The organism is Actinomadura kijaniata NBRC 14229 (assembly GCF_001552175.1).
Classification (GTDB): Bacteria; Actinomycetota; Actinomycetes; order Streptosporangiales; family Streptosporangiaceae; genus Spirillospora; species Spirillospora kijaniata.
This window is the reverse complement of the sequence record NZ_BCQR01000025.1, coordinates 78,209-89,083: the sequence shown is the minus strand read 5'-3', so window position 1 is coordinate 89,083 and position 10,875 is coordinate 78,209. Positions and strand designations below refer to the sequence as shown.

General features: G+C 73.3%; 11 protein-coding genes. 5 read left to right on the top strand and 6 right to left on the bottom strand.

The genetic code is table 11. The annotated features are described in order from the left end of the window. Positions 1-818: sporulation protein (locus tag AKI01S_RS09695; RefSeq protein ID WP_067814106.1), on the bottom strand; the 818-nt coding region annotated here is incomplete at its 3' end. A 126-nt stretch (positions 819-944) separates the two neighbouring features. Between AKI01S_RS09695 and nth the strand changes: the two genes are divergently transcribed. From nth to AKI01S_RS09680, 3 genes are all read left to right on the top strand, one after another. After that, positions 945-1,691, top strand: coding sequence for an endonuclease III (gene nth, locus AKI01S_RS09690; RefSeq protein WP_083999248.1), 747 nt, complete (start codon positions 945-947; stop codon positions 1,689-1,691). A 120-nt stretch (positions 1,692-1,811) separates the two neighbouring features. Beyond that, complete coding sequence (locus AKI01S_RS09685) at positions 1,812-2,474, top strand: NUDIX hydrolase (RefSeq protein WP_067814104.1); 663 nt, start codon at positions 1,812-1,814, stop codon at positions 2,472-2,474. Positions 2,475-2,594: 120 nt separating this feature from the next. Further along, complete coding sequence (locus tag AKI01S_RS09680; protein WP_067814102.1) at positions 2,595-3,794, top strand: MarP family serine protease; 1,200 nt, start codon at positions 2,595-2,597, stop codon at positions 3,792-3,794. Between the two features lie 26 nt (positions 3,795-3,820). Here AKI01S_RS09680 and AKI01S_RS09675 read toward each other — a convergent pair whose 3' ends face one another. The 5 genes from AKI01S_RS09675 to acs all read right to left on the bottom strand — a co-directional run bounded on the left by AKI01S_RS09675 (position 3,821) and on the right by acs (position 9,159). After that, the gene (locus tag AKI01S_RS09675) at positions 3,821-4,276 is read right to left on the bottom strand and encodes a DUF309 domain-containing protein (RefSeq protein WP_067814100.1); all 456 of its coding nucleotides are present in this window, start codon (positions 4,274-4,276) and stop codon (positions 3,821-3,823) included. Further along, positions 4,276-5,199, bottom strand: a complete 924-nt coding sequence (locus tag AKI01S_RS09670) for an alpha/beta fold hydrolase (protein ID WP_067814099.1) — start codon at positions 5,197-5,199, stop codon at positions 4,276-4,278. Before AKI01S_RS09670 ends, AKI01S_RS09675 begins: the two co-directional genes overlap by 1 nt. A gap of 7 nt (positions 5,200-5,206) precedes the next feature. Further along, the gene (locus tag AKI01S_RS09665; protein ID WP_083999246.1) at positions 5,207-5,638 is read right to left on the bottom strand and encodes a phage holin family protein; all 432 of its coding nucleotides are present in this window, start codon (positions 5,636-5,638) and stop codon (positions 5,207-5,209) included. A 99-nt stretch (positions 5,639-5,737) separates the two neighbouring features. Next, positions 5,738-6,967: a Na+/H+ antiporter NhaA gene (gene nhaA / locus AKI01S_RS09660; RefSeq protein ID WP_067814095.1), complete on the bottom strand. Its 1,230-nt coding sequence runs from the start codon at positions 6,965-6,967 to the stop codon at positions 5,738-5,740. 224 nt (positions 6,968-7,191) lie between these two features. Then, positions 7,192-9,159 (bottom strand): acetate--CoA ligase, encoded by a 1,968-nt coding sequence (gene acs / locus AKI01S_RS09655; RefSeq protein ID WP_067814093.1) that lies wholly within the window; start codon positions 9,157-9,159, stop codon positions 7,192-7,194. Between the two features lie 246 nt (positions 9,160-9,405). Here acs and AKI01S_RS09650 point away from each other — a divergent pair, with 246 nt between their 5' ends. Together AKI01S_RS09650 and AKI01S_RS09645 are read left to right on the top strand one after the other, a co-directional pair. Beyond that, positions 9,406-10,197, top strand: coding sequence for a Fic family protein (locus tag AKI01S_RS09650; RefSeq protein ID WP_067814091.1), 792 nt, complete (start codon positions 9,406-9,408; stop codon positions 10,195-10,197). 44 nt (positions 10,198-10,241) lie between these two features. Beyond that, entirely contained in the window at positions 10,242-10,856 is a 615-nt protein-coding gene (locus tag AKI01S_RS09645) for a pentapeptide repeat-containing protein (protein WP_067814090.1), read from the top strand. Positions 10,857-10,875 lie beyond the last annotated feature (19 nt).

Genomic DNA, 10,875 nt, shown 5'->3' with positions numbered 1-10,875 from the left:
CCCGCCGCGACGCCCGCCGCCGCGCCGGCGGCCACCCCGCCCCAGCCGGGCCCGCGCCGCTCCTCGTGGCGCCCGTCCCGGGGAACGCCGTGCCCGTAGGCCGCGTACGCGCCAGGGTGTTCGGCGGCCGTCTCCAGCCAGGCGGAGATCTCCGTCGCCCAGTCCATGCGCAGCGCGTCCTCGTGGCCCACCTGGAACCGCGCGGGCGCGACCCCCTCGGCCTCCAGTGCGACCGCCAGCCCGCCCGGCTCGGCCGCGATCGTCAGCTCCACCTCACCGATCCGCCCGTGATACGCCCCCGGCGGGTAGAACCCGATCCCCTGCCGCAGCGGCGGCCGTCCGGCCCCGGCCTCGACCCCCCGAAGCTGGAAGCCCAGCTCGGCCAGCGCCGCCAGCACCCGTTCCTGCGACGCCGTCGGCCGCACCGTCACCATGGCGAGGTCGTCCTTGTCGACGGCCCTGGCCACGGCCAGCTCGGTGCGGACCCCCACGCCGACGCCGAACAGCGGCTGCCCGTGGACCTCGGTGAGCGGCGTCCCCCACGGCACCGCCAGCCGGAACGGGATCACCCGCCGCTCCCCGCCCCGCAGCCGGAACGCCCCCGCCGCCCCGGTGCGGTGAAGCTCCGTCCCCCGCCCCGACTCCACGCCGGTGACCAGCGACAACGTCACCCGCTGGAGCTCGACGCCATAGTCGGCGGCCGTGATCCGGACCTCTCCGGACAGCGACCCACCGGGCGCGCAGAACGGCGTGGCGAGCACGGTGTCCACCGCCGGGCCGCCGACCCCGAACGTCCCCAGCACGCGCTTGAAGACCACGGTTCCCCCTTCACATAGGTGATCTTGCCGCGCACTACTATTACACATGTAATAGTTGGGGTCGGCGGCGGACCGTTCCCCGCCGGTCCGGCCCGGCGGGCCCGGACGACGCCTTACCCTGGCGGCATGGCGACGGAGGCGGTTCCGGGATCCGCGCGGCGGTCCCGCAAGTGGGCGAACGAGACCCGGCTGGGCATGGTCCGCCGGGCCCGGAAGATCAACAGGATGCTGGCCGAGACCTATCCCGACGCCCACACCGAGCTCGACTTCGACGGGCCGTTCCAGCTCCTGGTCGCCACCGTCCTGTCGGCGCAGACCACCGACGTGCGGGTGAACCTGACGACGCCCGCGCTGTTCGCCCGCTACCCGACGCCCGAGGACCTGGCCGCCGCCGACCCCGAGGAGCTGGAGCGGCTCATCAGGCCGACCGGCTTCTACCGGGCCAAGGCCAAGTCCCTGCTCGGCCTCGCGAAGGCGCTGGTCGAACGCTTCGACGGCGAGGTGCCGCGCAAGCTGGAGGACCTGGTCACGCTGCCCGGCGTCGGCCGCAAGACCGCCAACGTCGTGCTCGGCAACGCGTTCGACGTCCCCGGCATCACCGTCGACACCCACTTCGGCCGCCTCGTCCGCCGCTTCGGCTGGACCACCGAGACCGACCCGGTGAAGGTCGAGCACGAGATCGCCGAGATCTTCCCGCCCAAGGAGTGGACGATCCTGTCGCACCGGCTGATCTGGCACGGCCGCCGCATCTGCCACGCCCGCAAGCCCGCCTGCGGCGCCTGCCCGGTGGCGGCCCTGTGCCCGTCGTTCGGAACGGGCCCGGTCGACACGGCGGTGGCCGCCAAACTGGTCAAGACCGGCCCGCCTTCGTGAGGAGGGCCCCACGCCCCCGGCTCCGCACGACCGGTGGGCGCGGTTCGAACAGGGCCCGCGCGGGAGGCGCGCCGGGCCCCGCCTGGGAAGCAACCCGGTGAGTCGATCGTTGGGAGTGACGTGACCGATAACCCCCCTGCCTCCTGCCCCGACTGGCTGCGTCCGCTGCTGGCCGAGGTCCCGCGCATGACGCTGCCGCCGTTCCTGAGCCCGCCCGCCGACGCCCGTCCCGCCGCCGTGTTGATCCTGTTCGGGGAGGGCCCGTACGGTCCCGACGTCCTGCTGACCCAGCGCGCCGCGACCCTCAACGCGCACGCCGGGCAGCCCGCGTTCCCCGGCGGGCGCATCGACCCCGAGGACGACGGCCCGGTCGGCGCGGCGCTGCGCGAGGCGTGGGAGGAGGCCGGGGTCGAGCCCTCCGGCGTGGACGTCCTGGCGACCCTGCCCGACCTGCACCTGTCGCACAGCGGGTACAGCGTCACGCCCGTCGTCGGCTGGTGGCGCGAGCCGTCGGACATCGCCCCCGGTCACCCCGGCGAGGTCGCGAGCGTCGCCCGCGTCCCGCTCGCCGAGCTCACCGACCCCGGCAACCGCCTGATGGTCCGCCACCCGTCCGGCATCGTGACGGGCCCGGCGTTCCGCGTCGGCGGCATGCTCGTGTGGGGCTTCACCGCGATGCTTCTCACGCGGATTCTGGAGGCGGGCGGCTGGGACCGCCCCTGGGACACCGGGCATGTGGAGGATCTGCCCCAAGACGTGCTTGACCTGGCCTCCCGCGGCTGACCCCCGCATCCTTCCGGAGCGGGGCGCCGGGGCGCATCACCCCCCACGGCTACCCGGACGGACGGAATCTGGTACGACGAGGGGACGTGGACAGGGCCGCTCTCGCTATACGGTGAAGCGGTGCTGGGTGACCATCTTCTCGACCTCATCCTGCTCGTGCTCGTCGCGCTGTTCGCGGTCTCGGGGTACCGGCAGGGCTTCATCGTGAGCCTGCTGAGCTTCGTCGGCTTCCTGGGCGGCGGCGTCGTGGGCGTGTTGATCGCTCCTCCCATCGCCTCCTCGGTGGTGGACGGAACGGCCCAGCAGGCGCTGCTGGCCATCGTGATCGCGTTCCTGGCGGCGACCCTCGGCCAGCTGGTCGCGTCGTCGGCGGGCGCCGTGGTGCGCAACCGCGTGACCGACATCAACGCCCGCGCCGTCGACGCGGCGGGCGGCGCGGTGGTCAGCGCCGTGTCGCTGCTGCTGGTCGCCTGGTTCTTCGGCAGCCTGCTGCACAACTCCGACTTCAAGCCGCTGCGCACCCAGGTCAACGGCTCCACCATCCTCGGCGGCATCGACGACGTGATGCCGGACGCGGCGCAGACGTGGTTCGCCTCGTTCCGGCAGTTCGTCCGCAACAGCGAGTTCCCGCAGGTCTTCAACGGGCTGGGCGGCGAGTCGGTGGCCGAGGTCCCGCCGCCCGACGACGCCATCCTCAAGACCGAGGTGCTGCGCAACGCCCGCAACAGCATCGTCAAGATCACCAGCACCGCGCCGCAGTGCTCCCGCAAGATCGAGGGCACCGGCTTCGTGTACGCCCCCGACCGCGTGATGACCAACGCGCACGTCGTCGCCGGGGCGCAGGGCCGGTCCCGTGTCCAGTTCCTCAACGGCACCACGCTGTCGGGTCGCGTCGTCCTCTACGACCCCCGGCGCGACATCGCCGTGCTGCACGTTCCGGGCGTCCGGGCGGAGCCGCTGAAGTTCGCCGGTCCCGCGCGGGTCCGCGACGACGCGATCATCGCCGGGTTCCCGAAGAACAGCCCGTTCACCGCGCGCGCCGCCCGCATCCGCGCCCAGCAGACCGCCAAGGGCCCGGACATCTACCACTCCAGCCAGGTGCACCGCGAGATCTACGCGATCCGCGGCAAGGTCGAGCCGGGCAACTCCGGCGGCCCGCTGCTGACCTCCGACGGCCGCGTCTACGGTGTGATCTTCGCGGCGGCGCTGGACACCTCGGCCCCCACCGGCTACGCGCTGACCGCCGAGGAGGTCGCCCCCGACGCCCGGGCCGGCGCCGAGGCGACCGTCCCGGTGGACACCGGAAGCTGCTCGGACTGACGGGGAACCGAGGCGAGCGCCGCCCGTCACCGCAGGGACAGGCGGACCGGGGTCGCGGGCGGCAGGTCCTCGGCCGCGAGCAGGGCGTTCACGGCCGCCACGACGCCCGCGACGTCGACGCCGTGCGGCGGGTCGGCCGCGAACGGGGCCAGACCGGCGGCGGCGCGGCCCAGCAGCGCCCGCGCGCCCCTCGGGTTGCCCCGGCGGACGTGCGTGATCCCCACGGCCACCTGGGCGAGGGACCGCCACAGCTCGCGTTCCCCGTCCGGGGCCCGCTTCCACGCCGCCTCCAGCACCTCGTGGGCGTGGAACGGCCGGTCGGCGTCCAGCAGCCGCTGCGCCTCGGCCAGCGCCTCCGCCGGGGGGAGGTCCAGGTCTTCGGGCATCGTGGGGACGCCGTCCGCCCCGTACGGCAACGGGCTGCCGTAGGCGTCCCGAGGGCGGGCGTTCCGCGCCCGGCCCTCCTCGTCGCGGTCCCGCATCAGCGCTCCGGCTCGGGGTCGGTCAGCCACCCGACGAGCTGGGTGTCGAACGCGCGCGGCCGTTCCTGGTGCGGGAAGTGCCCCGCCCCCTCGATCAGCTTCCACCGGTAGGGGGCCGCCACGTAACGCCCCGACCCCTGCGCGCTGACGGGCAGGACGCAGGAGTCCAGCGCGCCGTGCAACTGGAGCGTGGGCACCTGGATCGGGGTCCGCATCCGCCGGGCGTACCGCAGCCCGTCGGGACGGACCTGCGAACGGATCAGCCAGCGGTGGTACTCCATCGCCGAGTGCGCGACGCCGGGGATCTGCGCGGCACGGCGGACCAGGCGTTCGGTGCGCTCGTCCGGCCAGCCGGGCGCCGACCACTGGTGCAGCAGACGTCCGACGAGCGCGGCGTCGTCGCGCAGCAGGCGGCGTTCCGGCCACATCGGGACCTGGAAGCCGAACGTGTGCCGCGTCGCCCAGCCCTGGTGGCGCGGGTCGCCGCGGACCGCCTGGCGCAGCCGCAGCGGGTGCGGCGCGCCGACCACCGCCAGGCGCTGCACGACCTTCGGGTGGTACACCGCCATCGTCCAGGCCAGCAGGCCGCCCCAGTCGTGGCCGACGACGACGGCGTTCGCCTCGCCGAGAGACCGCACCAGCCCGGCGGCGTCCTCCGCCAGCGTGACCAGGTCGTAGCCGCGCGGCGGCTTGTCGCTGCCGCCGTACCCGCGCAGGTCCACCGCCGCGGCGCGGAACCCGGCCGCCGCCAGCGACACCAGCTGGTTGTGCCACGACCACCAGAACTCGGGGAACCCGTGCAGCAGCAGCACCAGCGGCCCGTCGCCGTTCTCGGCGACGTGGAAGCGGGTGCCGCCCGCGCTGACGGCGCGGTGCGTCCAGGGACCCTCGACCTCGATGTCGGACGCGTCGTAGCCGGGCATGGCCGGATCAGTCCGTCAACGCGGGCTTGTCGCCGTCGCCGCGCTTGCGCAGCATGGCCAGGTCGTCCCTCAGCGTCTTGCGGGTCCGCTTCGCCCCGTCGATCTTGCGGATCCGCAGATAGCCGAAGCCGATCAGCGCGGCGGCCAGCAGCAGGTAGACGCCCGCCACGATCAGGAACGCCGCCCAGTGCCACACGCCCAGCGCGACCAGCCCGTACGCCGCCGCGATCGACAGCAGGATGACGATCAGCCCGCCGATCAGCCCGGCGATGGCGAACATCACGCTGCCGTAGGCGGCCTTCTTGGCGTCGTCCTTCAGTTCCAGCTTGGCCAGGTCCATCTCGGCCCGGATCAGGCTGGACACGTTGCTCGACGCAAGGGCGACCAGTTCGCCGAGGGACTTGTCCTCGATGCGCTCGCCCGGCAGTGCCTCGGACATATCGCTCTCTCCTTCCAAGGGCTCCGGCCGCCCTGCGGACCGGTAGCGCCGCTCCCAAGCCTGTCAGCCGGACCGCGGCGCGGGCCACCCGACGGTGGCTCAGCCGGCCGCCGCCTCGCGCCGCCGCACCCGGACGCGGCGCCGGAACACGGCGGTGGCGGCGGCCGAGGCGACCACGCTGGCGACCAGGACCGCCGTCGTCACTCTCTCGGATTGTGCCGGGTCGTCATAGGCCAAACCGCCGATCAGCAGCGAAACGGTGAAGCCGACACCGGCCAGCATCGCCACCCCCGCCAGTTCCCGCCAGTGGACGTCCTCGCCGAGGGTCGCCAGACCCAGCCGGACGGCCACCCACGTTCCGCCGAGAACGCCCACGAACTTACCGACCACCAGACCGAGGATCACGCCCAGGGCGACCCGGTCGGTGAACACCTGTCCCAGCGCGCCCCCGCCCAACGTCACCCCCGCCGACAGGAACGCGAACACCGGCACGCACACCCCCGCCGAGAACGGCCGCAGCGCGTGGTCGGCGCTCTCGGCGTTGGTGGGACGCTCGTCGGGCGTCTCCCGCGAGGAGGTCAGCATGCCCAGCGCCACCGCCGCCACGGTCGCGTGGACGCCGCTGCGCTGCGTGAAGTACCAGGCCAGAAGGGCGAGCGGCACGTACAGCCACGGCGTCCGCACCCCCTTGGACTGGAGCAGACCGTAGACCGCGACGCACCCGGCGCCGAGCAGCAGCGGCCACAGCGACAGCTCGTCGGTGTAGAACACCGCGATGATCGTGATGGCGATCAGGTCGTCCACCACCGCCAGCGTCAGCAGGAACGCGCGCAGCGGCGCCGGGCAGGCCGAGAACGTCACCGCCAGCACCGCCAGCGCGAACGCGATGTCGGTGGCGGTCGGGATCGCCCAGCCGCGCGCCGCGCCCTCCACTCCCCTGCTGACCAGCAGGAAGATGACCGCCGGCAGCACCACGCCCGCCACCGCGGCGATCACCGGCAGCGCCGCGTCGCGCGGGTCGCGCAGCTCGCCGTGCGCGAGCTCCTCGCGCAGCTCCAGCCCGGCGAGGAAGAAGAAGACCGAGAGCAGCCCGCCGGACGCCCAGTGCGCCAGGTCCAGATGCCCCAGCCCGAGCCAGGACGGGCTGACCTCGAAGTGCCGCAGCGCGTCGTAGGACGACGCCCACGGCGTGTTCGCCCAGACCAGGGCCACGACGGTGGCCAGCAGCATGATGACGCCGCCGACCGTCTCGGTCCGCAGGGCCTCGGCCAGGTTACGGCGGTAGCGGTCCGACGGACGGAACGGCCAGATGGCGACACGACGCTGCATGGATCCCCCGGAAGCGGTGGACGGACAGGGATACGGGCACGACCCGTCCCGCCGTCAACCGGGAAGGACCGTCCCCACGCCGACCAGACTTCCCGGCACACCTGCGCCTGACCCTACCCGGATGATCGCCGCCTACTCGTACGCGACCGTCCTGCCGGGCACGTTCCGGACACGCGGGTGGCCCGCCCGCGCGAACGCGGACGGGCCACCCCCGGCGGATCCGGTCAGTCCTCCGTCTTGGCGCTCGGCAGCTTCTGCGAGATCAGGTCCATCACCGTGCTGTCGGCCAGCGTGGTGACGTCGCCGATGCTGCGGTTCTCGGCCACGTCCTTCAGCAGCCGCCGCATGATCTTGCCGGAGCGGGTCTTGGGCAGCTCCGGAACGATCATGATCTGGCGGGGCTTGGCGATCGGGCCGAGCGAGCGCGCCACGTGGTCGCGCAGCTCCCTGGCGAACTCGTCGCCCTCGACCTCCTCGCCGGCGCTGCCGCGCGGGATGACGAACGCCACGATCGCCTGCCCGGTCACCGGGTCGGTCGCGCCCACGACCGCCGCCTCGGCGACCTTCGGGTGCGACACCAGCGCCGACTCCACCTCGGTGGTGGAGATGTTGTGGCCCGACACCAGCATGACGTCGTCGACCCGGCCCAGCAGCCAGATGTCGCCGTCGTCGTCCTTCTTGGCGCCGTCCCCGGCGAAGTACATGTCCTCGAACCGCGACCAGTAGGTCTTGACGAACCGCTCGTCGTCGCCCCAGATCGTGCGGAGCATCGACGGCCACGGCTCCTTCAGCACGAGGAAGCCGCCGCCGCCGTCCGGAACGGGGTTCCCCTGGTCGTCCACCACGTCGGCGACGATCCCCGGCAACGGCCGCATCGCCGCGCCCGGCTTGCCCGCCGTCACGCCCGGCAGCGGGCTGATCATGACCGCGCCGGTCTCGGTCTGCCACCAGGTGTCCACCACCGGGCAGTGCCCGCCGCCGATGTTCTCGCGGTACCAGACGTAGGCCTCGGGGTTGATCGGCTCGCCGACCGACCCCAGCACCCGCAGCGACGACAGGTCGTACTGCGCCGGGATGTCGTCGCCCCACTTCATGAACGTCCGGATCGCCGTCGGCGCCGTGTAGAAGATCGTCACCTTGTACTTCTGGATGATCTCCCACCAGCGGCCCTTGTGCGGGGTGTCCGGCGTCCCCTCGTACATCACGCTGGTCGCGCCGTTGGCCAGCGGCCCGTACACGATGTAGGAGTGCCCGGTCACCCAGCCGATGTCGGCCGAGCACCAGTACACGTCGCTCCCCGGCTTCAGGTCGAACACCGCGTGGTGGGTGTAGGCCACCTGCGTCAGGTAGCCGCCGGTGGTGTGCAGGATGCCCTTCGGCTTCCCGGTCGTCCCGGAGGTGTACAGGATGTACAGCGGGTGCTCGGCGTCGTGCGCCTCGGCGTCGTGCTGGTCGCTCTGGCGGTCCACCAGGTCGTGCCACCACACGTCGCGCCCGTTCTGCACGACGTCCTCGCCGGTACGGCGCACCACCAGCACGTGCTCGACGGACTTGGTCGCCTCGACGGCCTCGTCCACGGTCGGCTTCAGCGCCGAGGGCTTGCCGCGCCGGTACCCGCCGTCCGCGGTGATCACCAGCTTGGCCTGCGCGTCGTCGATGCGGGTGCGCAGCGCGTCGGCGGAGAAACCGCCGAACACCACCGAGTGGGTCGCGCCGATCCGCGCGCACGCCAGCATCGAGACCGGCAGCTCGGGGATCATCGGAAGGTAGATCGCCACCCGGTCGCCCTTGCGCACGCCCAGCTCCAGCAGGGCGTTGGCGGCCTTGTTGACCTCGCGCTGCAGGTCGGCGTAGGTGAGGGTGCGGGTGTCGCCGGGCTCGCCCTCCCAGTGGAAGGCGACCTTCGCGCCGCGTCCGGCCTCCACGTGCCGGTCGACGCAGTTGTAGGCGACGTTCAGCTCGCCCCCGACGAACCACTTGGCGAACGGCGGGTTGCTCCAGTCGAGCACCTGGTCCCACTCCCGGGACCAGGAAAGGCGGCGGGCCTGCTTCTCCCAGAAGGCGAGCCGGTCGGCGGCGGCCTCGTCGTAGGCGTCGGCGGTGACGTTCGCGTTCTCGGCGAGCTCGGCCGGCGGGGGGAAGCGTCGCGTCTCCTGCAGGAGGTTCGACAGGGTCTCTTGGCTCTCGCTCACGCGTGCTCCTTGCTCAAAACGACAGAGGGGGCTCCCGGGTGAGCCCACTTCACCAGGGGATCCGCCGGTTGGGCAAGCGGCCCCTGACAGCCGGCCCGGGGGCGCGGGAGGTTCCCCGCTCCGCTCGGATGCTGTGTGATGCCTGACACACCAGCTCTTCCCAGGTCCGCGGCCTCGGAATCAAGGTCGGGCGAACACGCGAACCCGGGGTCCGGCCGGTCCGCGCGACCGCATAAGGTCGGGCCCGTGACCGATGCTCTCGCCCCAGTCGCCAGCCTCCCCGGCGTCGAGGACGCCGTCGCCGACGCGCGCAAGGCCGTGGACCGTCTGCTCGGCCACCGCATCCTGCGGCGGCGCAGCGCGGAGGTGTCCACCGAGTCCGCGCTGCGCGGGGCCCGCGCCTCGGCCGTGCTGGAGGGCGCGACGGTCACCCTGGACGAGCTGCGCTCCACCGAGAACCCCACCGACCCGATCGTGCAGGGCGCGCTGCGGGTGTCGGCCGAGCTGGGGGCGCTCACCGAGACCTGGCGGCAGGCCCCCCGCCAGGTCCTCGCCCGGCTGCACGTGCTGGCCGCCGCCGACGCCGTCGACCGGGATCTGCTGGGCCGCCCGCGGGCGGAGGGCGCCGAGGTCGCCGATCCGCTGAAGCTGGGGGAGGCCCCGCCGCCCGCCGAGGTGGCCGCCCGGCTGGACATGCTCAGCGGCCTGCTGACCACGCCGACCAAGGCCCCCGCGCTGGTCGTCGCGGCGATCGTGCACGGTGAGCTGGCGACGCTGCGGCCGTTCGGCCGGGGCGACGGCCTGGTGGCCCGCGCCGCCCAGCGCCTCACCCTGGTCGCCCGCGGCCTCGACCCCAAGTCCCTGGCTGCCCCCGAGGTCGGCCACCTGGAGCTGTCCGCCGACTACGCGGACGCCCTGCGCGCCTACGCCTCCGGGACGCCCGAGGGCCTCGCGACCTGGATCCGGCACTGCGCCGCCGCGACGGCCGCCGCCGCCCGCGACTCCCAGGCGATCTGCGAGGCGCTGATGCGCGGCTGACGTTCGGCCGCCGTTCTGTCGTAGGCCGCCGTTACGGTCGGGGGATGGCCGACCGTGTCGGCGGCAGGCCCGCCGCACCCACCGAGACCACCGTCACCGGCGCCGACTGGGACTCGCGCGACCTGTCCGGCGAGCGGCACGAGGCCGTGCTGTTCGTGGACGTGGACATGACCGAGGCGTCCGGGAAGGGCGTGGTCTTCGACGGCTGCACGTTCCGCGGCGTGCGGTTCAACGCCGCCGCGTTCACCGAGTCGGCCTTCCTGAACTGCACGTTCGTCCGCAGCGGCTTCTTCGACGCGACGCTGCGCGGTTGCAAGGTGCTGGGCGGGCTGTTCGACGGCTGCACCCACGACCTGATGAGGGTGGAGGGCGGCGACTGGTCGTTCACCGGGCTGCCGGGGGCGGACCTGCGGCGCGCGTCGTTCACGGGGGTGCGGATGCGCGAGGCCGACCTCACCGGCGCGCGCTGCGGCGCGCTGCGCGAGGTGGACCTGTCGGGGGCGATGCTGCACCGGGCCGACCTCTCGGGTTGCGACCTGCGAGGTAGTGAAATCTCCTCCATGGACCCGCTGACAGTCCGCTTGGTAGGCGCGGTGATAGATCCGCATCAGGCCGTCGTGCTGGCGACCGCGCTCGGTCTGGAGGTGCGGGCCGGCTGAGGCCCGGAAACAGAGCGGC

Coding starts and splice junctions, on each gene's coding strand:
- nth (WP_083999248.1), top strand. CDS start 945: ATGGCGACGGAGGCGGTTCCGGGATCCGCGCGGCGGTCCCGCAAGTGG.
- AKI01S_RS09675 (WP_067814100.1), bottom strand. CDS start 4,276: ATGCGGGACCGCGACGAGGAGGGCCGGGCGCGGAACGCCCGCCCTCGG.
- AKI01S_RS09670 (WP_067814099.1), bottom strand. CDS start 5,199: ATGCCCGGCTACGACGCGTCCGACATCGAGGTCGAGGGTCCCTGGACG.
- AKI01S_RS09665 (WP_083999246.1), bottom strand. CDS start 5,638: ATGTCCGAGGCACTGCCGGGCGAGCGCATCGAGGACAAGTCCCTCGGC.
- nhaA (WP_067814095.1), bottom strand. CDS start 6,967: ATGCAGCGTCGTGTCGCCATCTGGCCGTTCCGTCCGTCGGACCGCTAC.
- AKI01S_RS09645 (WP_067814090.1), top strand. CDS start 10,242: ATGGCCGACCGTGTCGGCGGCAGGCCCGCCGCACCCACCGAGACCACC.